Genomic DNA, 25,758 nt, shown 5'->3' on the forward strand with positions numbered 1-25,758 from the left:
CGCCATGATCGCCAGCGGGGTACGCAATTCGTGGGCAACATCGGCGGCAAAGGCTTCGTGCTGGGCAGCAGCATCGTCCAGCCGGGCGAGCAGCGCGTTGATCGAGGTGACGAAAGGCGCCACTTCCACGGGCAGCTCGGCATGCGGCAGGCGCAGCCCGCGCCGCGCCGGGGCATGGGCGATGCTTTGTGCGGTACGGTCCAGCGGCCTGAGTGCGCGGTTGATCACCCAACTGGTCGCCAGCAAGGTTGGCACGATCACCACCAGTATCGGCAGCAGTACATGATCGCGCATCTCGCGCCAGGCGGCGCGCGTGTTGGGGCCGGACAGGTCTTGCGGCGTGATGTCGTATTCCCAGAACAGCGCAAAGATCAGCGTGGCCACGGCAAACACGCAGATCACCGCAAGGCCCGCCGAAAGCCGCAGGCGGATCGAGCCGCGCCCCTGGCCCAGCGCGGCGATCATCCCTGCTCATCCTGCAACAGATAGCCCAGCCCGCGGATGGTGTGGAGCATGCTGCCCAGGCCCTTGTCATCCAGCCGGCGGCGCAGGCGCGAGGCGGCGGCATCGACGGCGTTGGGCGAAACCGCATCATCGAAGTTATAGAGCGCGTTCTCGATCTGGCTGCGCCGCACCACGCTGCCCGCGCCGCGCATCAGCAGTTCCAGAAGGTCAGCCTCGCGCCGGGCGAGGTCGAGCCGTTGGCCAGCGGCGCTGGCCACCCGGCTAGCGGTGTCAAAGCGCAGCGGCCCCACCTCGATCACCGGATTGGCGCGCGGGCCGGGGCGGCGCAGCAGGGCGCGCAGCCTTGCGGCGATCTCGGCGGTTTCGGCTGGCTTGACCAAGTAATCGTCGGCCCCGGCATCGAGGCCGCCGATGCGATCATCCAGCCCGCTGCGCGCGGTCAGCACCAAGACCGGCAGTGCCAGTCCCTCGGCCCGGCGCCGTTCCAGCCAGGTGCGGCCATCGCCATCGGGCAGGCCCAGATCGAGCAGCAGCGCATCGAACTGCGCGCAGGCCAATGCGGCATCGGCGTCATCCAGACTGATAGCACGATCGCAGACGATGCCGGCGCGTGACAGCCCTTCGCCCATCAGCCCCGCCAGCCGCACGTTGTCTTCCACGATCAGCACCCGCATGGGCGGCATGTTTAGCGTTTGGCGCGCGCCAATGCCATGGTCCTGCAACAATTCCCTGCTGGAGCGAGGCGGCAGGGCACATTCCACTCTGCGATTAATCGCGTGGTGCGTATGACCAATTCTTGACGATTCGCCTGCGCAACCTCTAGCGCGCGCGAAGACTTGCTATGCAACCGGAGTGCGTCCCGTTCGCCAAATTGCCGCCTTGCCCTATCGCACCATCGGTGATGGCCTTTCTGCGCCCATCGAAGTGCTCCTCGTCACCTCGCGCGGGACGGGCCGCTGGGTCATTCCCAAAGGCAATTTTGGCAAGAGCGAAGCCGCCCATGCCGCCGCCGCCCGCGAGGCGGAGGAGGAGGCGGGCGTAATCGGGGCGATTTGCCCCGCCGCGCTCGGCCGGTTCGAATACCGCAAGACCCTGCGTTCCGGCGCGTCGGTGATGGTCCAGGTCCAGGTTTTCCCCCTGGCCGTGACCGAGGAACTGCCGCACTGGGCCGAAGGGGAACAACGTACCCGCCAATGGTTTTCGCTTGCTGCTGCCGCCGACGCGGTGGACGAGCCAGACCTGCAGGCATTGATTCGCAGCTTCCGGGCCACGGAATTCCGGGCTCTTGCCACCACCGCACCGCTTGTCCGCCGCTTGGGCAGCGTGAAAGAAAGACTGGGCATGTTTCACTGGTTCCAGAACCTGTTGCCGCGTCAGGGCAACTTCTTCGAACTGTTCGAGGCGCACGGCCAAACCCTGATCGCCGGCAGCAACGCCTTGGCGCGCCTGCTTCAGGGCGGGCCGGGCATGGCCGATCACGTGCGCGAGATTGCCGAGCGCGAGCACGATGCCGACGCGATCACCCGCGAAGTTCTGGTGACCGTGCGCCGCACGTTCCTCACGCCCTTCGATCGCGGCGCGATCACCTCGCTGATCAGCGCGATGGACGATTCGATCGACCAGATGCACCAGACCTCCAACGCGATCTCGCTCTATGAAGTGACCGCGTTCGAGCAGGAAATGGCCGATATGGCCGCGATCATCGTGGAATGCGCGCGCGTCATTGCCGAGGCGCTGCCGCTGCTGCGCTCGATCCACGCCAATGCCGCGCGCCTGCACGAGCTGACCGAGCGGCTGGTGCGCCTCGAAGGCAAGGCTGACGAGATCCACGACGCCGGACTGTCCAAGGCGTTCAAGGCCCACGGTCAGACCGCGCCGATGCAATTCTTTGTCGCCCGCGAAATCTACAGCCACCTTGAACGCGTGGTTGACCGCTTCGAGGATGTCGCCAACGAGATCGACGGCCTGGTCATCGATCACGCCTAAGGAGCCGGGTTCATGAACCATGTGGCCGTGGCGCTGCCCCTGATCATCGCGCTGGTGATCATGGCCTTGGCGTTCGATTTCATCAACGGACTGCACGACGCGGCAAATTCGATTGCCACGGTGGTGTCCACGCGCTTGCTCACGCCGGTGCAGGCCGTTCTGTTTGCCGCGTTCTTCAACTTTGCCGCCTATTTCACGTTCGGCCTGAAGGTGGCTGAAACCGTGGGCAAGGGCATCATCGACAAAGACGTGATCACCCCGCAGGTGATCTTTGGCGCTCTGGTCGGCGCGATGACCTGGAACGTCATCACCTGGTGGCGCGGCATCCCCTCCTCGTCGAGCCACGCCCTGATCGGCGGGTTGCTGGGCGCGGGCACGATGCATGCCGGCACCAGCGCGATCGTGTGGAAGGGGGTTACCTCCACCACCTCGGCGATCGTGCTTTCGCCAGTGGTCGGCCTGGTTGTCTCGATGCTGCTGATGCTTTTGTCCTCGTGGCTCTTTGCCAAGGCCTCAGCGCGCACGGCCGAAGGCTCGTTCAAGAAGCTGCACCTCATCTCGGCAGCGGCCTATTCGATCGGCCACGGCGCCAACGACGCGCAAAAGACGATGGGGATCATCGCCGTGCTGCTTTATTCGCAGGGCATGCTGGGTGGCACGTTCCACGTACCCGGGTGGGTGGTGATCTCTTGCTACATCGCCATGGGTCTGGGCACGCTGTCGGGCGGGTGGAAGATTATCGAAACGATGGGCAGCCGCATCACCAAGCTGTCGCACCACCAGGGCTTCTGCGCCTCGGCCGGCGGCTCGATCATGCTCTTCGCCGCCAGCGCCTTCGGCATTCCGGTCTCGACCACGCACACCATCACCGGCTGCGTCGTCGGCGTGGGCGCCGCCCGCCGTGCCTCGGCCGTGCGCTGGAGCGTGGCGCAGCGCGTGGTCGTCGCCTGGCTTGTGACCATTCCCGCCTCGGCCCTGGTGGGCGCGATCTTCTACGAGATTGCCAAGCTGCTGGGATGATTGCCGGGGACCCGCAGCGCGCTGCGCGCGTTGCCTGCCTATGACCTATTTCGAGCATCCGTTGGCGGCCCTGGCCATCCAGCTGCTGATTCGCAGACTCGGCGGGGGCTGGTGGCTGGGGGTCGCCATCGGTTCCTCTTATTTCCTGGGCCGCGAAATCGCCCAGGCCGAATACCGCTGGATCGAGACATTCGGCCACGGCCTGCGCGCCAACATGCCCTGGTGGGGCCCGCTCGACCTGCGCGTATGGCCGAAACTGGATCAGTGGATCGACTGGTTCGGCCCGCTTGTGACAACGTGCGCGGTGGCGCTGTTTGCACAGAAGCGGGAGCCAATGCGCTAAATGGTGCACCCGGTTGGTTCGATCCTGTTTTGAGAAACCACGCCAACACGTTATGCGGCAACCTTAGCGAGACAGGTGGCGGCAACGAACCTGTCCTGTCGCATGGATAAAGGTTCAGACTTGCGCGTGCGCCCACTTAGCGAATTGGTTCGTCTCCCCGAAGTCACGCTCTGCGCGGTTACCTCGGTCAACGTAGTCGCCACCGTGCGCGCAATGCAGGCGTGCCTTGTGCAGATCGATTTTGCCGATTGCGTCCTGTTCACCGATGCCGACATTGCCCCCGAATGCCCCGTGATTCGCGTGGAGCGGATCGCCCCTTTACGATCCTCTGCCGCCTATTCCCACTTCGTGCTCCAATGTCTGCCCGATTACGTGAGCACCAGCCATGCCCTTGTCGTGCAATGGGACGGGCATGTACTCGATGGCGCACGGTGGAATCCGGATTTTCTGCAATATGACTATATCGGCGCCAGTTGGCCGCAATTCGACGACGGGCATGACGTTGGCAACGGTGGATTTTCGCTGCGTAGCCGGCGCCTGATGGCGTTGTGCCGCGATCCGGCCTTTCGCCCCGTCCACCCTGAGGACATCGCCATTGGCCGCGTCAATCGCGCCTGGCTGGAAAACCAGGGCATGCAGTTTGCCCCCCGCCACATCGCTGATTGCTTCGCGGCCGAGCGTTCCGGTGATCCCTTGGCAACATTCGGCTATCACGGGGTTTTCAATATGCCCCGCGCTCTGGGGCTAGAGGATTTCTGGACGCGCTATCGGCAATTGGATGAAAGAGGCACGATCCGCCCCGATTTCTGGCCCTTGTTGCGGGCGGTTGCCGGTGGGCGTTGCGGCGCGCTGCGTGTGCTGCGCATGATCGCGGATCGCGTGCTGGACAAATGCCGTGGCTGACGGACCGCCTTCACGCGCCGCCAAGCGGAAATCGCTTTCAGGGCCGGCCGGGCGCCGGATCGCGCTGCGGTGGCTGCGGCTGCTTGTGTATCTCGACGCGTTCCGGGCCGCCCCGGTCCGCTTCCTCACAGCGGCAAAATGGCGGCTTTTGGGGAAGCGCGTCAGGGCGCGCGGGCAATTCGCGCCGTTGCTCAGCTTGTCACCGCGATCTTATCGCCTGTGGATGATGCAGCAGGGCGCCCCGCCGGTGGCATCCGTCGCCATTGGCGGCCACCCGCCGATCATCGCGCTTGTCCAAGGCCCGGGCAACGATTATCCCGGCGGTCTTGCCAGAACGCTCGATTGCTTGGCAAGCCAGTCGATCGACGCCCTGATCATCGATAGACCGTTTGACGAAGTGCTGTCCGACAAGGGATTGCCCATTCCCTGGGACTCCCACCTCTGGTTCCTGCCGCTCTGGCCTGGTGACGTTCTGGCAGCCGACGGGGCGGTGCAGTATCGGCGCGCCATCGCCAAGACCCGATCCCGCATCGTCTATGCCGACGATGATCTTGTCACCGCGCAAGGGCAGCGGCATGATCCGCATTTCAAGCCCGATTGGAATGCGCCGCTTTTTGGCAATTTCGACTATTTGACCGGCGCTTGCCTGGTTCGGGCAAGAGCGCAGGATGTTCAGGCTGTGGCCCAGCATGCGGACTGGGCTGCCCGTCTGGTGGCGCATGTGGTGGCCGAATCTGCCGTTGCGCCTGCCCATCTACCGGCGGTTATCCACCATCGCGTCAGCCGGCCCCGGCCGCGATTGCCACTTGCGCTGCCCGCCGTGGCCCGCTGCCTGCCCCCAGTATCTGTGATCGTCCCCACCCGCAATCGCGTCGATCTGCTCAGAATCTGTCTCGATGGCCTCGCGGCGACCCGTTACCGCGACCTCGAAGTGATCGTCGTCGACAATGACAGTGACGATGCAGCGACGCTTTCCTATCTGCGCCAGCTGGACCCACGACGCCATCGTATCATCCACCACGCTGGCCCATTCAATTATTCGGCTATCAACAACCGGGCGGTCGAACAGGCCGGTGGGGATCTGATTTGCCTGCTCAACAACGATATCGAGATAGTCGATCCCGATTGGCTGGCAATCATGGCGACATCGGCTTTGCGGGCGGACATTGGCGCGGTGGGCGCCCGCCTGCTTTACCCCGATGGCAGAATTCAGCACGCCGGAGTGGTCATCGGTGTGGGCAATGCTGCCGGACATGCCCACCGCTTCGTCCGCCCTGGCGAGGCAGGCTATTTTCACCGTCATGATCTACCGCAATTCGTCAGTGCGGTGACGGCAGCATGTCTTGTCGTCGCGCGGCAGCGTTTCCTTGCTGTCGGGGGATTGGATGAAGACAGCTTCCCGGTGGCGTTCAACGATGTCGATCTGTGCCTGCGTCTCAATGCCCAGGGTTGGCAATCGTTTTACGAACCACGCGCCACGCTCGTGCACCATGAATCGGTGTCCCGAGGGCATGACCGCGATCCCGCCGGTGCGACCCGCTTAGCCGGAGAACTGGCGGCCCTGCAGCAGACTTGGGGGACTGCACGGCTGGTTGATCCCTACCATCATCCCCAATTGAGCCGGGCGAGCGAAACGTTCGTCGTGGCGGTGTAAAGGCGGGCCCGATCTTGGTCCCGATCATCTTGACCCAGACAATGCGATCGTATCGCCCCATCGCATCGCATTGCCGTGAACCAAGGAACCTTCCCCTTTGACCAATCCGCTTCCCGGCATTCCGCTGATCGAATCGCCGCTGTTCCCCAGCCTGCAGGCGTCGCTGAACCTGACTGCGGGCGAAGCGCGCATCGCCCAGTCGCTGGCGACAAACGGCTTTGCGGTGATTGACTTTCCCGATGCAGAACTCGATTCCCGGATCGCGCGGATCAAAGCGAACCTTGCGCCGCGCTTCGTCGGGGTGGACCTGAACGATCCCGCCAGCGTCAAGGCCGGCGGCGACCGCCGTATCCAGGATGCCTGGACCTTCGACGAGGATGTCAAGGCCATCGCCTGCAACCAGGTCGTGCTCGATTTGCTCGGCAAACTTTACGGACGTGACGCGTTTCCATTCCAGACGTTGAATTTTCCGGTCGGAACCCAGCAGGAAGCGCATACCGATCTGGTGCACTTTTCCAGCTTGCCCGAACGTTTCATGTGCGGGGTGTGGCTGGCCATGGAAGACATCGACGCCGATGCAGGCCCGTTGCACTACTGGCCCGGTTCGCACCGCTGGCCGGCGCTCAACAATCTGCTGATCGGTCGCCAAGGCTATGGTTCGAAACTGGACTCCGCCCAGGATCCGTTCGCTGTCGCATGGCGCGCACTGGTGGCGGCCCACCAGGTCGAGCCACAAACCTTTCTGGCCAGAAAGGGGCAGGCGCTAATCTGGACTGCCAATCTTCTTCATGGCGGGGGATGGCAATCCGATCCTCACCGCACGCGGTGGTCTCAGGTCACGCACTACTACTTTACGGACTGCATATATTATACGCCGGCTTTCTCGGACGAGGCGTTCGGTCGTCTCGACGTGCGCAACCCGGTTTCGATCGTCGATGGCACCGTCCACGCAGGTCGCCATCTGGGCCAGGATCTGCCGCGGCGCAAAAAGGGCGGAGGGCTCGGTCCCCGCCGTGCGCTTGCGCGGCTGTTAGGCCGATGACTGGCTGGCGGCGTGGCAGCTTTTCGCGTCGGCGGTCCAGCCGTGCCAACCGAAAAATCGGGTGTCGTTTCGTCGTATTTACGCGGCCGCCGGCTATACCCCAGCTTGCGCTGGTGTTGCGTATGTCCTAGGCCGTAACCTCGATCTCGGCACCCTCAGGGGACGCCGGCAAAGGCCCTGTCGCGAGGAGAAAGCACGCAGGAATAGCCGCAATATTTCAAGTGCTTTCGACGCCGGTAGTGGGCCCTTTGGGGCGAGTTGCCAAGCGGCGCCAATCAAGAGTTTACGACCAAGCAACCGCTGAAATATCGTGCTAGCCGGCCTAGCCGGCGGCTCGATCGTCTGATGCAGGATATATGAACGCTGAAATGACCCACGTTGCAGATGCAGAGCCTGCGCCGAGCAAATTCGATGTACCGCACTGGTTGAAAAAGAACCGCTGGTTTCTGCTGTTTGTAGTCGTCCCCACTGTGCTTGCCGTGATCTATTACGGGCTCGTGGCCGGCGATATCTACGTCTCGGAATCGCGATTTGTCATCAAGTCTCCCGACGAGAAGCGGCCTGCGCTGTCCTCATTGGCAAACCTTATTCAGACGACCGGGCTTTCGACGGGGCAGGAACAGTCCAACGAAGTTCTGGAATTCGTGCGTTCGCGCGATGCGTTGAACGAGTTACAGAAAAGAATTGATATTCGCCAGAAATACGCGACGGGTGGTGATTTTCTATCGAGATTCCCAAGTTTTGTTTCGGAAAAATCTTTCGAAAATCTTTACAAGTATTATGGCAAGATGGTGGATGCCAATCTGGATACGCAAACCGGCACCGCCGTGGTAAAAGTCAAGGCCTTCACGCCGGACGACGCCTACCAGATCAATCGCATCCTGTTGTCGCTCAGTGAAGACATGGTCAACCGGCTCAATGCTCGTGCACAAGGCCGGGGTATTGCCGAGGCCGAGCAGCAACTGGCGCAGGCCAGCCAGCGTGCCCGCGAAGCGACTATTAACCTGACCCGCTATCGCAACCAAAGCGCCCTAATCGACCCGGTCAAACAGGCCAGCGGCGTTGTCGAAATTGCCAACCAGTTGACTGCCCAGCGGGCTGCACTGCAAGCGCAATTGTCGATGATGGAGCAGCAGACGCCACGCAATCCGTCGATCCCGGCGCTGCGCAATCGCATCGCTGCGCTATCGGCCCAAGCTGCCCAGCAGAACAGCCAGGTTGCGGGCGGTGCTGGCGCGATGGCGTCCAAGCTGGGCAATTACGAGGATTTGCTAGTCGAGCAGAAGTTCGCCAACGACAGCCTGACGGTTGCGAACGCAGCACTGGTCCAGGCCCGCGCCGATGCGCAACGGCAGAAATTCTATCTGGAACGTGTCGTCGAACCCAACCGACCAGACGAGGCTTTGCTTCCCTCGCGCCTGCTCAGCATCCTGTCGGTGGCGGCGTGCGCGCTGTGCCTCTATTTCATCGGGTGGATGCTGGTGGTCGGCATCCTTGAGCACGCCCCGGAAGATTGACCGATGGCTGCACCAATTACCTGGGCGCGTTGGCGGCAAGGTTTGCGCATTCAGAAGCGGGTTATCCATGCGCTGATGATCCGCGAACTTACCACGCGATACGGCCGCGAAAACATCGGCTTTCTGTGGATCATGGTCGAACCCCTACTGTTTGCCGGTCTTGTTGCGCTGATCTGGCGATTCATGAAGGGCTCCGAGGAGCATGGCATCAGCGTGGTGGCATTCGTAGTATCGGGCTATATTCCGATCACGTTGTTTCGCCATGCCGTGTCCCGCTGCGTGATGCTGTTCCAGGCCAATGGTAGCCTGATGTATCATCGCCAGATCAAGATACTTGATTTTATTCTGGTGCGTTTCCTGATCGAAATGATCGGCGCGATGATGGCATATGTATTCATTGGCTCGATATTGATGGCTTTCGATCTTTTTCCGGTACCTGCCAATATGGGCTATTTGGTATTTGGCTGGTTTCTGTATTCGCTTTTCACACTATCGCTATGCTTGATCATTGCGCCACTTTCCGAAACATCGGAAGTACTGGAAAAGTTCATACCGGTGACAACCTATGTGATGATCCCTTTTTCGGGTCTGTTCACGATGTCATCCTGGCTATCTCCGCAATTGCGCGGATACCTGATGTGGTCTCCCTTCGTCAATGCCATGGAAATGATGCGCTACGGGCTGTGGGGCGAGCGTGTTGAGCCATACTACAATGTCGCCAACCCGCTGTATTGTTCAATGATCGCTGCCGCTATCGGTCTACTCCTATGCCGGCGCATCCGCAAAACGATTAATGTCGAATGATTACATGCACCAACCTTTGCAAAAACTACAAGCACGGCGGCGGAACCAAGCGCGTGCTGAACAACGTCAATTTCACTGTGGAGCGAGGCGATCGTCTTGCGCTGTTGGGGCGTAACGGTGCGGGCAAGACAACGCTGATCAAGTTGATTGGTGGGGTAGAAATGCCGACATCGGGAAAGGTCCATCGCAGGATGACGGTATCGTGGCCACTGGGTTTTGCCGGCGGATTTCAGGGAAGTTTGACCGGCTATGACAATGCGCGATTCATCGCCCGGATATATGGCCACGACTACAAGGAAATGCGCGACTTCATTGAGGATTTCACGGAGCTGGGTCGGCAGCTGCGGATGCCGGTCAAAACCTATTCATCGGGTATGCGCGCCCGGTTGGCGTTCGGGCTGTCGCTCGCCATCGAATTCGATTGCTATCTGATCGATGAAATCATCCTGGTCGGCGATCAGAACTTTCAGCGCAAATGCCATCACGAACTGTTCGAAAAGCGCAGTGACCGCACCATGATATTGGCTTCGCACAGCAACGATGCCGTCAGGCAGTACTGCAACAAGGCGTTGCTCCTGTCCAACGGCCATGCCGAGCTTCAAAACGATGTGGAGCAGGCGCTGGCGGTTTATAGCCAGTTCTGACTGGGGCGGCCGGCCTGGCGTCGTGCGACGCGTGGCAACCGCTGCCCCATCGCCGCTTGGGCAATGGGGCGCGATCGTTTAGCAAAGCACCTGCGAATAGATCTTGCCGTAATTTTCGACGAGTGGGCCCATATCGTAATTCCGGCCCAAGTACTGCGCCTGTTCTGCAAGCCGGGCGCGAAGGCTGTCGTCAAGGATGGCTTCCATCGCTGCGGCAAAGGAATCGATGAACGTGGCTGTGTCGCGCACCGCCTTCACGATAATGCCGCCGCATGCGCCATGCGCGTCTTTGAGCATGTTTTCGATTTCACCGACATCACTGGCCACGACGGGCGTTCCCACCTGCAGGGCTTGTATGATGCACAGCGGATAGGATTCACCCGCGAAACGTGTGGGCACGACGGCGACATCGCTGAGGCGGTAAAGGCCGTGAATACGCGCTTGATAACCCAGGAAACTGATATCCGGGTCTTTACCATAACGCTTGCGATGGCGGTCGGGTTCATCGCCCTCGCCAACAAGGCACAAGTGCATCGTGCGGTGTGGATTGCGCTTGCGAACCGCGACAAACGCTTCGATGGCCGCGCGCCAGCCCTTGCGCTTGATGCCCCGGGCTACCAGCGTAAAGACGATGGCATCCTCCGCGATGCCCAGATCGGCGCGCGTTTTGGGAAATGGCAGTGGGTCGATGGGCATCGCGTTGGCCATTTTCGTGAACCGCTCAGGCGCAATGCCTTGGCCTTGCAGCGGCAGCAGATTCTTGTCGGCCGTATAGACGAAGTGGTCGATCGCCGAAGTGATGCGCGTCATGCTCTCGAATGGAATGTCGGAAGCCTCGTAAGACCCGTGGAGCGTGACGACATAGGGCAAGGCGGGGTCGAGATTCCACATGTGGTAGAAGTGCATTTCTGCCCCTACCGTGTGGGAGTGTATCAGGGACACGCCCAATTCCCGCATCGCCCGGCCACAGCCGTATTCGGTTACCCACGCGGCATCGTACACCGATACTGCGGGATTGAGCGCCCGGCGCATATGCTCGTTCACCTCTTCGGAGTTAAACACCAGAATGGAAACGATCCATCCAGCCTCCACCAGGCTGTTGGCCAGCTGTATCGGGAAATTTTCACCGCCACCCGGGATAAAGCCCAGCATCGCCAAAAGAATATGCGAACTTTGCCGACGGGTTGAAAGCATCTTGTCGAGACTGCAATGGAGATCGAGCACCCCATGCGTAGCCTCGACATCGAAGTATTTATATTGCTTTGCAATATTTTCATAAAATTTGATAGTCGTCGCGTCGGGAATGGTCCAAGTCTTGCGCATCTCGATCATGACGCGCTCCAGTTCGTTGTAGAACCTGGTTCCGGTGAATGAGCTGGATGATGTGTTCGAGCCATGTCGGCGGAAATACGATACGGCATCGGGATGCCAGGCGATCTGCCCGCCGCCGGCAATCTGCAGATAGAGATACCAATCGCCTACGACCTTGAAGCTGGCTGCCTCGTCCCATACGCGCTGGGCAATGGGGGCGCGGCGGAACAGGCATCCACCAACATTGGCAATCACATTGCTGACGCCGAACCCGTGTGCAAACCAGTCTGCGGCAGGCCGAACGAGCTGCTCTGCCCAGATGCCCGCTTCGGCATCTTCTCGATAGGTGTCGAGCCAAAGATTGGCTGTACCCTCAACGTCGGTTTCCAGAATGCGGCCAAACGCCATTTGTACGCTGTCATCCGCGAAAAATGGCACCAGTTTCTCTACGAAATCGGGTTCGCAGAAATCATCGCTTTCGCAAATCCAGACAATTTCACCGTCAACATTATCGAGGCCTTTGTTCCATTGCTTGAACACGCCGCCAGAGTTGTTGACATTGTATATTTTGCGAATGCGATTACCATATTTCTCAGAAAAACGATCAATCACCTCGCGGCTATTATCGGATGAGCAGTCATCTAGAACCAATATATCAATATTCTGGTAAGTTTGCGCCAAAATGGAATTTAGTCGCTGTTCCAAAAACCGACCATGGTTGTAATTCGGAACAATTGCCGATACTTTGGGTTGGTAGCGCTTTTTGGCAACTTTTTGCCGAAATGGAATTGTCGCTCGCAACTCGTGCTTGCCATAGAGAGACCAGTGCACAAACGGATTCATGCCTGAATCAGCAATGTCGGTATACAGCGCCAGATAGAACCGTGTCGAAAAATCAGCGCTCGGGTCACGGCCTTCCAGCCAGCCTTGAGTCATGTAGTGGAAAAAGGGATCGGCGCCGGAGATGCGAACGTCGGGATATGTCAGCAAATAGAAATCGGCCGAGAAATCCTGCTTCAATTGCCTGATATCGGCTTCGGATAACCCGCGATACGCGTCTTCTTCCGAAAGGATCGTAACGGTTTGACCAGCCGGGCTGATGTGTCCGGTTGCGTTCGGGGCTGCCGCGTTGCGGATGACTTCCGGTTCGTGCGCGGGCGCAAAAGTGCTGATGGGCGCTGCCAGGGGCGCGCCAGGCGCGGAGGCTCGCGCATCTGTGGCTGCGATATCGCCAAACAGATGGTGAAAGAAGGGGTGGTTTCCCGGCCGCAGGACATCGGGATGGGCGAGAATATAGCCGATGGTATCGAAACGGGCATTGGGATCGCGCCCCTGGCGCCAACCGTGATGAAGATAGTGTTCAAGCAAATCTTCGTTGCTTAAGGCCAGATCCGGATTGCTGGCCTTGTAGAAAACTTCGTCGAATTCGGCTTTAGCTTTGGTCTTTTGCTCGGCTGTCAATGCATGCGTGCAGTCGTTTTCTGTAAGCATATGGGAAGGGGGGCCTTGGCTGGGGAGGACTAACGCTTCGCGTCCTACACACTGTGAAAGTTACACAATTTTGAAGATTTTCAATCCGGGGGCCGTTCACGCTCCAACGCATTTACCGCATAGTTCGTCTCAAATCGACAGAATGTCGCTGGCGGGGCGGCAGGCGTCGGACTAGCGCGAAGGTGCTCAAGGCCAGTAGTCGGAAGGGTTGCATGGGTTTCTGGTTTTTTGATGCAGCCACAAAGATATTGAAGCTGTCGGCCGGCATCGCGATGGCTGCGTCCCTAGCTCCATTGTCCGCCAAAGAGAGTCAGGCGCCAGATGCCGATACGCCTGCGGTTCGTTTGGCAAAAGGCGGCACTGCCGATCGTATCGCGATTTTGGGTGAACAAGTCTATCCCCGTGCAGACCTGGCCGCGGGCGACACGCGATTCGATCCTGCCAGTACGCTTCTCGTCAATGCTCTGGGGGCGAAGTCCGGCATGTTCGGCGCCGCCGCGCGCGATGGTGTAACCTGGGCGAATGCTTACGTTCCCGGCACTGATCGCAGCGGTGTCGTGCAGCTTTATTCCCTTTCGACCACGGGGAACTATGGCGCCTTTTTTGGCGCGCGATCGAGCGACAACCCGAGCGGGCAGGCAGAGAACGTCATCGGCAGTATCGATCTGGTCGTGGCGGACAGCGCGCAGCCGCATCTGCACTGGGCGCATTACTCGGAAGGCTATGTTCCGGCCGGCAAGCGAGGATATCGGTTGCTGATCAATGACGAAAACTCCATTCAAAATGATTCCGATCCGGCGCCTTCTGCCGACCCATACAACGTCAATCCGCAACATCTTTTAAACAACTTGCGCGTAGACTGTGGAATTGGAATGCAAAGTGCGAACAGTTGCACGAACCCCTTGTCTATTCTAAACAATGGCGCGAGCTATCGTGTCGGCATTCTGTTCGGGGACCGCTCCATCGATGTTGTGAACGGGGCGGCGAATGCGGTTGCGCTGCCGTCGGCCTATGCGCTGTCGTGGTTCGGGCAGGCCGGAAATCCGTCATGGCGCATTTATGCCCAGGCCCGTCACGCCAATGCCGGGCGAGTGGTCATGACGGATGCGGCCATGACGGTCGCGGTGGGTGATGCCGCGACTCCGGGATTGCAAGTGGCACAAAATTTCGTGGCAACACCGGCCGTGATCGCGTCCGGTGCGCCGCCCGCCATTTCGGGCAATTGCCCCGTTACCGGTCAGCGCGGCGGCAGCACGGCGGGGGTCTTTGCCTTTGCCGCCGATTGCCCGGCGGGGCGCATCACTATCCATATCGCTGCAGCGGCGCCGACCGGTTGGGCCTGCTTTGCCTCCAATCTGGACAAGACTGTAAGCGTTGTCAGGGAAACAGCGTTTGACCAGACAAGCGCAACAATGGATGTATCCAACGCCGAAAGTACAGATTCAGTAGTTTTTTCCTGTAACGGTTTTTGAAAAACGAACGCTTTTGGGTCGCGAGCAAGATATGGATGTTATAGGAATTTTTGGCGCAAACGGTTTTATCGGGCGCCACCTGACGCGCGCATTGGTTGGCCGTGGGTTGCGCGTCGTCTGTTTCGGGCGCCATTTTCCACTGGATTTTGAAAGCGAGTTTGGCAATCGTGCTGATTTGCGCCTGATCGATTTTCATAACGACATGGATGTTTACCGGAAGCTGATCGGTATTACACATGTGGTGCATCTGATAAATTCGTCAAATGCCGCTGTCGGAAACGAAAAAGTTGTTGCTGATATAAACAGTAATGTAATTCCCCATGTTATTTTTGTTAAGTCTTGCATTCTTTCTGGGGTGAAATCTTTTACGTTTCTGTCGTCTGGCGGAACCGTTTATGGTATTCCGCAAAAAGTACCGATCGATGAAAGTCACCCCACATTTCCCATAAACTCTTACGGCCTGAACAAGCTGTTCAGCGAGCATTATCTGAGAATGCTCAGCAGAAATAGCGGGATGGGCTATAATATCCTGCGCGTGGCCAATCCATATGGTCCCGGTCAGCTCGGGATTGGTGGGCAGGGTTTGATCGGGACAATCATGCAGCGCTATCTGCAGGGGCAGCCGGTATCCATTTTCGGCAGCGGGTTGCACCAGCGTGACTATCTGTACATCGACGACACCATCGATGCGATCGTGCGTGCCGTCGAGCGCGAGCCTTTAAACGATGTGGTCAATATCGGCAGTGGTGTGGGGGTATCGATCCTGGCGGTAGTGGATGCCGTGGAGGCGGCATTGGGCTGTAAGATTGCCCGAGAGCACGTTCCCGATCGCACGACCGACGCGGCAGACAACATTCTCGATACAAGCCGCGCGGAACGGCTTCTGGGATGGAAAACGGTGACGCCTTTTGCGGACGGTGTGGCCAAAACGGTGGCGTGGAATCTGCGTCACCGCGCGGTTGCGAGCCGCGGAATATAGTTTGGTTTCGGATGCCTTGCCGGATCGCCACGGTTAGCTGTTGCGGTGCTTGCAAGCGGGGAATGGTTTGGGCATTCGCCGCCGATGGCGGAATTGCCCCTTGGCGCTGCGTTTGGGCATGCGATGGAGAATTTTACTCATGCACGACTCCGCATTTCGGATCGGTGAACTGGTTATGCGGACCTATTGCGATCTTGCCCATGCCAAGGTCCTGGAAATAGGTTCTTTGAACGTGAACGGATGTCTGCGTGATGCTGCGGCACCAACGACCATCTATATCGGTCTCGATCTCGAACCTGGTCCCTCGGTCGATATGGTTATAGCCCCCGGTGGCGAGTATCCGGTTGAAAACGACAGTTTCGATCTGGTTATGGCATCATCGGTTTTTGAGCATGATCCCCGTTTCTGGGAAACGTTCTTGCGGATGTGCCGTGCGGCCCGCCCGGGCGGACATATTTATGTGAACGCCCCGTCCAACGGCACGGTTCACCGCTATCCAATGGACTACTGGCGGTTCTATCCCGATGCGGGCCTTGCCCTGGCTGACTATGCCCGCGCATGCGGACTTGAAGTCGATCTGGTCGAAAGCTTCACCGGCCATCGCCATTCCGACGTGTGGAATGATTTTGTCGCGGTTTTCCGCAAAGGGCCGAGTGCCGACCCCCTCAATACTGCATTTGTCTACCAGCGATATCCGTGTTCCAACGTGCGGACATGGCAATCGTCGGCGGTATTCCATGGCAGTGAAGCCACCGAAGACATGGCTATGCTGGCTCGGCTGCGGCGGCAGGTTGACGAGGCGGCGGCGCAGACAGACGCGACCGAGGCCTTGCGCGACCAGATTGCCCAGCTGGAACAGGCCCTGGCGCAGAAGCGCCAACAGGAGCAGGAGCGCAGCGACGAGCTGACGCGTCTGGCCGCGGCCATGGCGGGTGCCGATCAGGACCGCGAGCGCCTTGGTTCGGAAAATGCCGACCTGGCCAGCCGGGCAGCGGTGCTGCAAAGCCACCTGGTTCAGCGGCAGGAGGAAGTGGATCAGGCCTGGCTGCGTGTAAGGGAGCTCGAAGCCGAGCGCGAAGCACTGCGCGATCAGGTCGAGCAACTCCACGCGGCCCAGGCCAAGAACGGCGCAGAACTGATCGAGTCGGAAAAATGGGTTTACGATCTTGCTGGTCAGCGGCGAAAGCTGGAGCAACGGCTCGCGGCGGTCGAGGTCGCACTCGCTGCGGCTGAACGGACCATCGTGGATCTAAAGCGGGACGGCGCTGTTCGCGAACAACAGCTTCGCGATCATCATGAAACCAATCGCGCTCTGGCCGGTGGCGTTGCGCGTCTGAGGGCATTGCGCGGCAGCGCGGAGCAGATTGCGGCCCAGGCCCACGATCTTCATTCGCAATGGCACGCGGAGCAACACCCCCTTACAGGCTTGGCCGCTTTTGTCCGCGATGCGCTGGCACCGGAGAGCGCCCCCGCGAGCAGCACCATGCCGCGCGAGGATGAGCCATCCGTCGGCCAGACCGTTCCGGCGCAACACAAGGCGGCGCTTCATGCCAATATCGAAAAGCTAGTGGCGCGCGTCACCGAACAGCAGCGCGCGCTGTTTGACGAGCAGGCGCGCACTGCCCAGCTCCACGAAACGATTGCCGCATTGCGGGCCGAAGCGCTCGGGTATCATGCCAAGGCATCGACCGCGCTTGAGCAGCTGGAGGTGCTGCGCGCCGAACATGGCCAGCAAGCGCGAAAATTGCGTGCAGTCGAGGAGCGGGCTGCCAAGAAAGATCGCGATCTCATGTGGATGCGTCGCCTCTATCAGCTGATGGATTACGCCGGCAGCGGATGGCGCGGTCTACTGCCGCCAGCATTGCGCCGCCGGGTGTTGAACCGACTGCTAATCGGCAAAAGGCATTTCGATGGTCCGGCGTATCTGGAAAAATACGCGGACGTTGCCGCCTCGGGGATGGATCCTCTGCGCCATTACGTCAATCACGGGATGGCAGAGGGCCGTTTCGTCGATCTCGGAAGGTAGGGTGGTCGCCTTGCGCGACATGAACGCAAGCGGGCCATCGTGGTGATGGCACAGGCGCGATGGGCTGACTCGACCAGGCATGTTCGGGTTGTTTCCGGTAAGAGAGAGCAGGTATGCACGTTACGACTTTGGCAATCCCGGACGTGAAGGTGTTCACCGCAAATCGGATCGGTGACGAGCGCGGTTATTTCGCCGAAACATTTAGGTCGGACCTTTTTGTACAGACCTGTGGCGAGCATCTGTTTGTCCAGGACAACGAATCGCTCAGCGCTAGGGCGGGCACGATCCGGGGGCTGCATTTCCAGAGCGAGCCTCATGCCCAGGGCAAACTGGTGCGGTGCACGGCGGGTGCGCTGTTCGACGTGGCGGTCGACATCCGGGTCGGCTCGCCCACGTTTGGGCACTGGGTTGGCGAGACGCTCAGCGCGCAAAATGGACGACAATTGTGGGTTCCCCCCGGCTTTGCCCATGGCTTCTGCTCGCTCGAGCCGGGAACGGTCATCGCCTACAAGGTGACGGCGTATTACAATGCCCAATCTGACAGAGGTCTGGCCTGGGACGATGCAGATATCGGCGTAATGTGGCCCGATATCGCCGATCCCGAGACTTTGTCTTCGAAAGACAAAAATCAGCCGAAGCTGGCCCAATTGCCGGCCTATTTTTCTGCCTGAGGCATTGGTCGATCTTGTGTCGCATAAATTCTGGAGATTTACTTCATGCGTGTGATTGTAACTGGCGGCGCTGGATTTATCGGTTCCGCCTTGGTCCGTTTCCTCGTCTTGGAAAAAGGCTATGAAGTACTCACCATCGATGCGCTGACTTACGCCGGCTGCGAAGCGTCCTTGCGCGCGGTGGAAGGCCGGGTCAACCACCGCTTTTTGCGGGCCGATATCCGGGATGGCGCGGCCATGGCCGAGGCCATCGGCAGTTTTCGCCCGGATCGCGTGATGCATCTAGCTGCAGAAAGTCATGTCGATCGCTCCATCACCGGCGCGGCTGACTTCATCCAGACCAATATCGTGGGGACATTCGTGCTTCTGGAAGCGGCGCGCGCCCATTGGAACGGCCTTGATGGCGCCGCCAAGGCAGCCTTCCGCTTCCTCCATGTGTCTACCGACGAGGTCTATGGCTCGCTGGGCAACGAAGGACTGTTTACCGAAACCACGCCTTATGATCCGTCCTCGCCCTATTCGGCGTCCAAGGCGGCTTCCGACCACCTTGCCAAGGCCTGGGAGCGGACTTACGGGATGCCCATCGTGGTCTCAAACTGTTCGAACAATTACGGCCCGTATCACTTCCCGGAAAAACTCATCCCGCTTACGATCCTCAATGCGCTAGATGGCCGTTCGCTGCCCGTTTATGGCAAGGGCGAAAACGTGCGCGACTGGTTGTTCGTCGATGATCATGCACGCGCGCTCGACATGGTCATCGCCCATGGGCGGATTGGCGAAACCTATAATGTCGGCGGCCGGAACGAGCGCCGCAACATCGACGTGGTGCGGCGCATCTGCACGGTGCTTGATGCTCTGGTCCCCGCAGCGACACCGCGCGAAGAGCTGATCGATTTCGTCACCGATCGCCCCGGCCACGATGCGCGCTATGCCATCGACGCCACCAAGCTGGAAAACGAATTGGGCTGGCGTGCCCAGGAAAATTTTGACAGCGGGATCGAAAAAACGGTTCGGTGGTATCTCGACAACGAATGGTGGTGGCGCCCGCTGCGCGACCGTTACGACGGCGCGCGTTTGGGGCTCGACGCAGCAAAATCCGGGATGATCGCGTGAAGATTGCCGTTACCGGCCGCTATGGGCAGGTCGCATCGAGCTTGATCGAGCGCGGTGCCTTGGCCGGCCACGATATCGTGCCTCTCGCTCGGCCGGAAATCGACTTGGCACGGCCTGACACGGTCGGCGATGCCCTGGCGGCCGTGGCGCCTGATGTGATCGTGTCCGCCGCCGCCTATACCGCCGTCGACAAAGCCGAGGCCGAGCCTCAACTTGCGGAAGCGATAAATGTGCTCGGCCCCGCGGCAGTGGCAGCGGCCGCCAGCCGGCTGAATGTGCCCGTCATTCACCTTTCCACGGACTATGTGTTTGATGGAGCGCTCGATCGCCCTTACCGCGAATGCGACGCAACTGGTCCCATTGGTGTCTATGGCGCGTCCAAGCTGGCGGGTGAGCAGGCGGTGGCCGAAAACTGCCCGAACAATGCGGCCATTTTGCGCGTGGCTTGGGTCTATAGTCCGTTCGGGGGCAATTTTGTGAAGACCATGCTGCGGTTAGGCGCCGAACGCGAAGAAATCGCGGTGGTGGCAGACCAGATCGGCAATCCCACCAGCGCGCTCGACATTGCCGATGGCATTCTGACTGTCGCGGGCAATATGGTTGGTAGCCGGGATGCCGAGCTGCGCGGCATTTTTCACATGACGGCGGCGGGGGAAGCCAGCTGGGCAATGTTGGCCGAAGCGATTTTCGCAGCCTCTGCTGCGCTGCAAGGTCCGTCGGCACGCGTGCGGCCCATTCAGGGGATTGATTACCCGACGCCAGCTGCGCGGCCCATGAACTCCCGCCTCGACAGCACGCTCATTGCAAACGTGCATGGCGTGACGCTGCCTGAATGGCATGGTGCACTGGAGCGGGTCGTCCAACGCTTGCTTGCTGCATAAAGCCGACTGGCGATTGATCACAAAAGGAAAGTACAAGATGAAGGGTATCATTCTGGCGGGTGGAAGTGGAACCCGACTATATCCGATGACACTTGCTACGTCAAAGCAGTTGATGGCTGTCTATGACAAGCCGATGATCTATTATCCTCTCAGCACGTTGATGCTTGCCGGTATCCGGGATGTGCTGATTATTTCAACGCCCCGCGATCTTCCCGCGTTTCGTTCTCTTTTGGGCGATGGCGCGCAATGGGGCATGCGGCTGGAATATGCCGAACAACCCAGTCCCGATGGCTTGGCGCAGGCTTATGTGATCGGTGCGGATTTCGTCGGCAATCAGCCTTCGGCCCTGATTCTTGGCGACAACATCTTTTACGGGCATGGCCTGCCTGATCTGCTGCGCAGCGCCAAGGCGCGAACATCGGGCGCCAGCGTCTTTGCCTATCACGTATCCGATCCGGAACGGTATGGCGTCGTCGCATTCGACAATGACATGAAAGCGATTGCGATCGAGGAAAAGCCCGCGCAGCCCCAGTCCAACTGGGCGGTTACCGGGCTGTATTTCTACGATGCGCAAGTCGTCGATATTGCCGCCGATCTCAAGCCTTCCGTGCGGGGCGAACTGGAAATCACCGATGTGAACCAGGTCTATCTCGAGCGTGGCCAGTTGTCGGTGGAGATTATGGGGCGCGGTTATGCCTGGCTCGATACCGGTACACCCGACAGCTTGCTGGACGCGGCAGAATATGTGCGGATCCTAGAAAAGCGGCAAGGTTTCAAGATCGCCAGTCCCGAGGAAATTGCGTTCCGCAATGGTTTTATCGACGAAACTGGCTTGCAACGCGCTATCGATAAACTGGGCAAATCGGATTATGGGCGCTACTTGAGGACCGTTCTGTCAGGGGACCTGAACCGGTGACAACGGGGGGCTGATCGTCCTCGGACACGAAGTGCCGACGGGCGGCATGACCTATTTTGCGGAACTATTTCATGAAGCTCCAATCCTCGCTTCTTTTGAGCACGACGCTGCTGCTGGGAGCGTGCGCCACTCTGCCGTCCAGCGGCCCGACCGGTAGCCAGGTGACCAAGGCGGTGGCCAGCGACCAGCAAATGGACCTCTCGCTGGTGGAAGTGGATAGCCCTGCCCAGATTCCGCCGCAGGCCACGGACGTCGGGATGCGATTGATGGACCGGCCGCCGCCGCCCACCGACATGGTCGGCCCCGGCGATGTGCTGAACGTGGCGATTTACGAGGCTGGTGTCACCCTGTTTTCGAATTCGACCGGTCTTTCAGGGGCTTCGGCCAGCGCCGGCATCGATACCGGCGCACGCGCGCAGAATCTGCCTGAAATGCGGGTGGACGATAATGGCGACATCACGATTCCGTATGCGGGCAAGCTGCGGGTGCTCGGCGAAACGCCGGTCGAAATAGAGCGGCAGATTCGCCTGGCATTGCGCGGATATTCGCAGAACCCCCAGGTTCTGGTGACGCGCCGGTCGGTCATCACAAATTCCGTCATTGTTGGTGGCGAGGTTGCAAAGCCTGGCCGCCTGGTGCTCGACACCAACCGTGAAACGCTGTCTGATGTGGTGGCCCTCGCGGGCGGTTATCGCGGCAAGGCGAGCGATCTGATCGTACGTGTCAAACGGCGCGATGAAAGTGCGGATTACCGCCTGAGCACGCTGCTCGACAATCCGTCCCTGGATGTGCGTGCCTATCCCGGCGATCGTTATACGCTCATCTATGATCCGATGTCGTTCTCGGTGCTGGGCGCCGCGGGCAGGATGGACCAGATTCCCTTCGTTAGCGGAACCTTGACCTTGGCGCAGGCGATTTCGGCGGCGGGCGGCCCCAATCCAAACCTGGGCGATCCGGCGGCAGTGTTTGTATTCCGCTATGTCGATGATCCCGCGAATCCGGGGCAGCGCAAGCCGGTGGTCTATCACATCAACATGATGCGCACTGGCAGCTATTTCCTGGCGCAGAACTTCCGGATGCAGAACAAGGATATTCTCTACTTCGGTAATGCACGTGCTAACCAGCCGAGCAAGGTGATCCAGTTGATCAGCCAGCTGTTCTCGCCGGTGGTGGCGGTGACCAGCGCGGTTTCTGTCGCCAAGAACTGACCTGCGGGCATCCCCGGCCATGCATTGGCCGGGGATGCTTCCATCAAGACTGCTTCACCACCGCGTCGATCGCCAGCAGCCGCTTCCACAGCTCTTCGAAATCGGCGAGGGGCAGGGCATTGGGGCCGTCTGACAGCGCCTTGTCCGGGTCCGGGTGGGTTTCCATGAACACGCCCGCGACGCCAGCGGCCACGGCGGCACGGGCGAGCAGGGGGACGAATTCGCGCTGGCCGCCCGAGCGCTCGCCCAGGCCGCCGGGCTGCTGGACCGAGTGGGTGGCATCGAAAACCACCGGGCAGCCGGTATCGGCCATGATCGCCAGGCCGCGCATGTCGGACACCAGAGTGTTGTAACCGAACGAGGTGCCGCGTTCGCACAGCAGGAAAGCATTGGGATCGTGCCCGGCGGCGCTGGCGGCATTGCGGGCCTTGTTGACTACCTGCTGCATGTCGGCCGGCGCCATGAACTGCGCCTTCTTGATGTTGACCGGCTTGCCGCTGGCCGCGACCGCAGCGATGAAATCGGTCTGCCGCGCGAGGAAGGCGGGCGTCTGCAAGACGTCGACCACGCTGGCGACCGGCGCTACCTGCGCCGCCTCGTGCACGTCGGTGATCACGGGAAGGCCGGTCTCGGCGCGGACCTTTTCGAGGATGCGCAATCCTTCGTCGATGCCCAGGCCCCGGAACGATTTGTCGGAACTGCGGTTTGCCTTGTCGAACGAGGCCTTGAAAATGAGCAGCAGCCCCAGCCTGTCCGCCACCGCGGCAAGCGTTTCGGCGATGGAAAGCGTCATTTCCTCGCTTTCGATGACGCAGGGTCCCGCAAATGCGAATAGGGAAGACTGCGGTCGAATCGTATGGCCACAAAGGTGCATATGGGAGAGCTCGCCTGCCGAAAAATTGTGTAATTCACTGTCGGATCGGATGCAGTTTACACGGTCCAAACACAATAGTGATTTCACAACCCTTGGCGGGTATTGAAAATTCTGGCAACAGGTGGGTGATGATATGGCAGCCAATTCCCCCTGCGCACACCGCCATAGCGTACACGCGAGACCTGCTTTGAACGACATGCCTAACAAGCGGATCGACGTACGCTATGCCGCATCTGCGTTGAAGACGATCGACATCGAACTGGATGCGCTGGAGACCTTGCGCGATGCCCTGCGCGCACCGCAGCTGCGCGAGGCGGTGGAGCAGGCGATCACAGCCCTGGCCACCACGCGTGGCCGCGTTGTCGTGACCGGCATGGGCAAGAGCGGGCATATCGCGCGCAAGATCGCCGCGACTATGCGCTCTACCGGCACATCAGCCGTCTATCTCCACCCGGGCGAAGCGAGCCATGGTGACCTGGGCATGATCACGCCCGAGGATATCGTGCTGGCCATCACCTGGTCGGGTGAGACCAGCGAACTCAACGACATTTTCCACTACTGCAACCAGTATGGCGTCACGCTGATCGTCGCGACCTCGTTTCCCGACAGCACCGCTGGTCGGGCCGCCGATATCTGCCTGTCGATGCCCCCGGTGCGCGAGGCATGCCCGAACGAACTGGCGCCGACATCGTCCACCACCACGCAGCTCGTGCTGGGTGATGCCCTGGCCGTTGCGCTGATCGAGGCGCGCGGCTTTACGCCTACCGATTTCCGCGTGTTCCACCCCGGCGGCAAGCTGGGTGCACAACTGTGTGTGGTGAGCGACATCATGGGCACGGGCGAGGCGGTGCCGCGCGTGACGAGCGACGAATCACTGAGCAACGCCACGCTGGAGATGAGCCACAAGCGCTATGGCTGCACGGCGGTGGTCGATGGCATGGGGCGGCTGATCGGTGCGTTCACCGATGGCGATTTGCGCCGCTGCATCGCGGCTTATGACCTCAGCGACCAAATCGGTTTGCACATGTCGCCCAATCCGCTGCGAGTTGCGCCCGATACCCTGGCATCGGACGCGCTGCGCCTGCTCAACGACAATGCCGTGTCGGTGCTGTTTGTCGTGGAAGGCGAGATCTTGGTGGGCATTGTCCACATGCACGATATCGTCAGGGCCGGCGCCGCCTGATAAGCGGTAGGCATGCCTTCGCCTTCTTCTGCCCTGATCGTTGTGCCGGCGCGCCATGGTTCCACGCGGTTGCCGGGCAAGCCCCTGCTGACCATCGCCGGCCGCACGCTGCTCGAACGCGTGCACGCCGTGGCCAGGGCTGCCGGCGAACTGGCAGGGAATTGCGCGGTTGTGGTTGCCACCGATGACGCGCGCATCGCGGCGCATGCCCAGGCGATCGGCGCCGCAGTAGCGATGACCGATACGGCGCTCGATTCCGGCTCGTCCCGCGCGTTTGCCGCTGCCACCGCCTGGCCGAATCGGCCAGACCTGGTCATCAACCTGCAGGGCGATGCGCCGTTCGTGCCGCCCGCGGTGGTGGCCGCGCTGATCGCCACATTGCGCGGCGGCGAAGCCGACGTGGCGACCCCGGTCTATCGGCTCGATTGGCCGCGGCTGGACCACTTGCGCGCGCACAAGCAGACCGCCCCGTTCAGCGGCACGACCTGCATCCGCGACTCGCAGGGCCGCGCCTTGTGGTTTTCCAAGACGATCCTGCCGGCCATGCGCGACGAGGCCAAGCTGCGCGCCACCGAGCCGCTGTCGCCCGTGTGGCAGCATCTCGGGCTCTATGGTTATCGCCTGGCGGCGCTGGAATGGTTTGCCCAGGCACCGCAAAGCCCGACCGAATGCCTGGAAGGCCTGGAACAATTGCGCTTTCTGGAAGCGGGGCGGACGATCGCGACGATCGCGGTCGATCCGCCGCTTCATGCCATGTCGGGCATCGATACGCCGGCCGATCTGGCCCTGGCCGAAGCGGCGATCGCCCGGCTGGGCGATCCCTATCCGCTGTGACCATGGGCAGCGACCTGCGCGGGGCGGGGGCCCGTTTCGTAATCGTGCGCCATGGCAACACATTTGCCCATGGCGAAGCGCCGCGCCGCATCGGCGCCCACACCGACCTGCCGCTGACCCCAGCCGGCGAGGAACAGGGCGCGGCGCTCGGCCGCCACTTCGCCGCGCAAGGCTGGCACTTTGCCCGCGCGCTGGTTTCCCCCCTGGCGCGCACCCGCGCCACGGCGGCGGCGATCCTGGCCTGTCAGCCCAATGCGCCAGCCCTGGTGCCCGAACCGTGCGATTGGCTGCGCGAGATTGACCATGGACCGGATGAGAATCAGGGCGAGGACGCCGTGATCGCGCGCATCGGCGCCGAGGCCCTGGCCGCCTGGGACGCGCATGGCGTGGCGCCGCGCGATTGGCAGGGCGATGCGGAAAG

The 25,758-nt window shown here is 60.6% G+C and carries 23 protein-coding genes and 1 pseudogene; 20 read left to right on the top strand and 4 right to left on the bottom strand.

Annotated elements, in window-relative coordinates; translation table 11 throughout:
- A pseudogene (locus tag H926_RS34285) lies at positions 1–465 on the bottom strand (sensor histidine kinase); the annotation flags it as partial.
- On the bottom strand, positions 462–1,139 hold the full coding sequence (locus H926_RS0115610; RefSeq protein WP_028658083.1) for a response regulator transcription factor: 678 nt from the start codon (positions 1,137–1,139) through the stop codon (positions 462–464). The pseudogene H926_RS34285 and the gene H926_RS0115610, both read right to left, overlap by 4 nt.
- 178 nt (positions 1,140–1,317) lie before the next feature.
- Here H926_RS0115610 and H926_RS0115615 point away from each other — a divergent pair, with 178 nt between their 5' ends.
- The 9 genes from H926_RS0115615 (at position 1,318) to H926_RS0115655 (ending at position 10,378) form a co-directional block, all read left to right on the top strand.
- A complete protein-coding gene (locus H926_RS0115615) occupies positions 1,318–2,451 on the top strand; it encodes a DUF47 family protein (protein ID WP_231627533.1) in 1,134 nt (377 codons plus the stop codon).
- 12 nt (positions 2,452–2,463) lie between these two features.
- Positions 2,464–3,471, top strand: a complete 1,008-nt coding sequence (locus H926_RS0115620; protein ID WP_022677152.1) for an inorganic phosphate transporter — start codon at positions 2,464–2,466, stop codon at positions 3,469–3,471.
- Between the two features lie 40 nt (positions 3,472–3,511).
- Positions 3,512–3,814, top strand: a complete 303-nt coding sequence (locus H926_RS0115625; RefSeq protein ID WP_022677153.1) for a hypothetical protein — start codon at positions 3,512–3,514, stop codon at positions 3,812–3,814.
- 102 nt (positions 3,815–3,916) lie between these two features.
- The gene (locus tag H926_RS0115630) at positions 3,917–4,717 is read left to right on the top strand and encodes a DUF5672 family protein (protein ID WP_051146394.1); all 801 of its coding nucleotides are present in this window, start codon (positions 3,917–3,919) and stop codon (positions 4,715–4,717) included.
- On the top strand, positions 4,710–6,371 hold the full coding sequence (locus H926_RS0115635) for a glycosyltransferase family 2 protein (RefSeq protein WP_022677155.1): 1,662 nt from the start codon (positions 4,710–4,712) through the stop codon (positions 6,369–6,371). Before H926_RS0115630 ends, H926_RS0115635 begins: the two co-directional genes overlap by 8 nt.
- A 97-nt stretch (positions 6,372–6,468) precedes the next feature.
- Positions 6,469–7,413: a phytanoyl-CoA dioxygenase family protein gene (locus tag H926_RS0115640; protein ID WP_022677156.1), complete on the top strand. Its 945-nt coding sequence runs from the start codon at positions 6,469–6,471 to the stop codon at positions 7,411–7,413.
- A 356-nt stretch (positions 7,414–7,769) separates the two neighbouring features.
- Entirely contained in the window at positions 7,770–8,930 is a 1,161-nt protein-coding gene (locus tag H926_RS0115645; protein WP_022677157.1) for a capsule polysaccharide export protein, read from the top strand.
- A 3-nt stretch (positions 8,931–8,933) separates the two neighbouring features.
- Positions 8,934–9,734: an ABC transporter permease gene (locus H926_RS0115650; protein ID WP_022677158.1), complete on the top strand. Its 801-nt coding sequence runs from the start codon at positions 8,934–8,936 to the stop codon at positions 9,732–9,734.
- Complete coding sequence (locus H926_RS0115655) at positions 9,731–10,378, top strand: ABC transporter ATP-binding protein (protein ID WP_022677159.1); 648 nt, start codon at positions 9,731–9,733, stop codon at positions 10,376–10,378. The genes H926_RS0115650 and H926_RS0115655 overlap by 4 nt, the downstream gene beginning before the upstream one ends.
- A 78-nt stretch (positions 10,379–10,456) precedes the next feature.
- Here H926_RS0115655 and H926_RS28010 read toward each other — a convergent pair whose 3' ends face one another.
- The gene (locus H926_RS28010) at positions 10,457–13,180 is read right to left on the bottom strand and encodes a glycosyltransferase (RefSeq protein WP_022677160.1); all 2,724 of its coding nucleotides are present in this window, start codon (positions 13,178–13,180) and stop codon (positions 10,457–10,459) included.
- A gap of 212 nt (positions 13,181–13,392) precedes the next feature.
- On the opposite strand from H926_RS28010, the gene H926_RS0115665 reads away from it, so the two are divergent.
- The 8 genes from H926_RS0115665 to H926_RS0115700 all read left to right on the top strand — a co-directional run bounded on the left by H926_RS0115665 (position 13,393) and on the right by H926_RS0115700 (position 22,446).
- Positions 13,393–14,652, top strand: a complete 1,260-nt coding sequence (locus H926_RS0115665) for a hypothetical protein (protein ID WP_022677161.1) — start codon at positions 13,393–13,395, stop codon at positions 14,650–14,652.
- Positions 14,653–14,665: 13 nt separating this feature from the next.
- Positions 14,666–15,631, top strand: a complete 966-nt coding sequence (locus H926_RS31890) for an NAD-dependent epimerase/dehydratase family protein (RefSeq protein WP_148291765.1) — start codon at positions 14,666–14,668, stop codon at positions 15,629–15,631.
- Between the two features lie 139 nt (positions 15,632–15,770).
- Positions 15,771–17,657, top strand: a complete 1,887-nt coding sequence (locus H926_RS30970; protein WP_158441997.1) for a methyltransferase domain-containing protein — start codon at positions 15,771–15,773, stop codon at positions 17,655–17,657.
- Between the two features lie 113 nt (positions 17,658–17,770).
- A complete protein-coding gene (gene rfbC / locus H926_RS0115680) occupies positions 17,771–18,328 on the top strand; it encodes a dTDP-4-dehydrorhamnose 3,5-epimerase (RefSeq protein ID WP_022677164.1) in 558 nt (185 codons plus the stop codon).
- Between the two features lie 45 nt (positions 18,329–18,373).
- Positions 18,374–19,441, top strand: coding sequence for a dTDP-glucose 4,6-dehydratase (rfbB, locus tag H926_RS0115685; protein WP_022677165.1), 1,068 nt, complete (start codon positions 18,374–18,376; stop codon positions 19,439–19,441).
- Positions 19,438–20,322 carry a dTDP-4-dehydrorhamnose reductase gene (gene rfbD / locus H926_RS0115690; RefSeq protein ID WP_022677166.1) on the top strand — a complete coding sequence of 295 codons (885 nt, stop codon included), beginning with the start codon at positions 19,438–19,440 and terminating at the stop codon, positions 20,320–20,322. Before rfbB ends, rfbD begins: the two co-directional genes overlap by 4 nt.
- Positions 20,323–20,359: 37 nt before the next feature.
- On the top strand, positions 20,360–21,238 hold the full coding sequence (gene rfbA, locus H926_RS0115695; RefSeq protein WP_022677167.1) for a glucose-1-phosphate thymidylyltransferase RfbA: 879 nt from the start codon (positions 20,360–20,362) through the stop codon (positions 21,236–21,238).
- Between the two features lie 71 nt (positions 21,239–21,309).
- A complete protein-coding gene (locus H926_RS0115700) occupies positions 21,310–22,446 on the top strand; it encodes a polysaccharide biosynthesis/export family protein (RefSeq protein WP_028658089.1) in 1,137 nt (378 codons plus the stop codon).
- Between the two features lie 43 nt (positions 22,447–22,489).
- Here the strand turns inward: H926_RS0115700 and kdsA are convergent, their stop codons facing one another.
- Positions 22,490–23,320, bottom strand: coding sequence for a 3-deoxy-8-phosphooctulonate synthase (gene kdsA / locus H926_RS0115705; protein WP_028658090.1), 831 nt, complete (start codon positions 23,318–23,320; stop codon positions 22,490–22,492).
- Between the two features lie 196 nt (positions 23,321–23,516).
- Here kdsA and H926_RS0115710 point away from each other — a divergent pair, with 196 nt between their 5' ends.
- From H926_RS0115710 to H926_RS28025, 3 genes are all read left to right on the top strand, one after another.
- Entirely contained in the window at positions 23,517–24,503 is a 987-nt protein-coding gene (locus H926_RS0115710) for an SIS domain-containing protein (protein ID WP_022677170.1), read from the top strand.
- 12 nt (positions 24,504–24,515) lie between these two features.
- Complete coding sequence (locus tag H926_RS0115715) at positions 24,516–25,337, top strand: 3-deoxy-manno-octulosonate cytidylyltransferase (RefSeq protein WP_022677171.1); 822 nt, start codon at positions 24,516–24,518, stop codon at positions 25,335–25,337.
- 2 nt (positions 25,338–25,339) lie between these two features.
- A partial coding sequence (locus H926_RS28025) for a phosphoglycerate mutase family protein (protein WP_148291767.1) occupies positions 25,340–25,758 on the top strand: 419 nt, incomplete at its 3' end.

It is taken from the genome of Novosphingobium sp. B-7, assembly GCF_000410615.1.
GTDB classification, from domain to species: Bacteria; Pseudomonadota; Alphaproteobacteria; order Sphingomonadales; family Sphingomonadaceae; genus Novosphingobium; species Novosphingobium capsulatum.

Excerpts from the sequence above, each read along its gene's own strand:
- H926_RS0115610 (WP_028658083.1), bottom strand. The coding sequence starts at position 1,139 with ATGCGGGTGCTGATCGTGGAAGACAACGTGCGGCTGGCGGGGCTGATG.
- H926_RS0115620 (WP_022677152.1), top strand. The coding sequence starts at position 2,464 with ATGAACCATGTGGCCGTGGCGCTGCCCCTGATCATCGCGCTGGTGATC.
- H926_RS0115625 (WP_022677153.1), top strand. The coding sequence starts at position 3,512 with ATGACCTATTTCGAGCATCCGTTGGCGGCCCTGGCCATCCAGCTGCTG.
- H926_RS0115630 (WP_051146394.1), top strand. The coding sequence starts at position 3,917 with ATGGATAAAGGTTCAGACTTGCGCGTGCGCCCACTTAGCGAATTGGTT.
- H926_RS0115645 (WP_022677157.1), top strand. The coding sequence starts at position 7,770 with ATGAACGCTGAAATGACCCACGTTGCAGATGCAGAGCCTGCGCCGAGC.
- H926_RS0115650 (WP_022677158.1), top strand. The coding sequence starts at position 8,934 with ATGGCTGCACCAATTACCTGGGCGCGTTGGCGGCAAGGTTTGCGCATT.
- H926_RS0115655 (WP_022677159.1), top strand. The coding sequence starts at position 9,731 with ATGATTACATGCACCAACCTTTGCAAAAACTACAAGCACGGCGGCGGA.
- H926_RS28010 (WP_022677160.1), bottom strand. The coding sequence starts at position 13,180 with ATGCTTACAGAAAACGACTGCACGCATGCATTGACAGCCGAGCAAAAG.
- H926_RS0115665 (WP_022677161.1), top strand. The coding sequence starts at position 13,393 with ATGGGTTTCTGGTTTTTTGATGCAGCCACAAAGATATTGAAGCTGTCG.
- H926_RS30970 (WP_158441997.1), top strand. The coding sequence starts at position 15,771 with ATGCACGACTCCGCATTTCGGATCGGTGAACTGGTTATGCGGACCTAT.
- rfbC (WP_022677164.1), top strand. The coding sequence starts at position 17,771 with ATGCACGTTACGACTTTGGCAATCCCGGACGTGAAGGTGTTCACCGCA.
- rfbB (WP_022677165.1), top strand. The coding sequence starts at position 18,374 with ATGCGTGTGATTGTAACTGGCGGCGCTGGATTTATCGGTTCCGCCTTG.
- rfbA (WP_022677167.1), top strand. The coding sequence starts at position 20,360 with ATGAAGGGTATCATTCTGGCGGGTGGAAGTGGAACCCGACTATATCCG.
- H926_RS0115700 (WP_028658089.1), top strand. The coding sequence starts at position 21,310 with ATGAAGCTCCAATCCTCGCTTCTTTTGAGCACGACGCTGCTGCTGGGA.
- kdsA (WP_028658090.1), bottom strand. The coding sequence starts at position 23,320 with ATGCACCTTTGTGGCCATACGATTCGACCGCAGTCTTCCCTATTCGCA.
- H926_RS0115710 (WP_022677170.1), top strand. The coding sequence starts at position 23,517 with ATGCCTAACAAGCGGATCGACGTACGCTATGCCGCATCTGCGTTGAAG.
- H926_RS0115715 (WP_022677171.1), top strand. The coding sequence starts at position 24,516 with ATGCCTTCGCCTTCTTCTGCCCTGATCGTTGTGCCGGCGCGCCATGGT.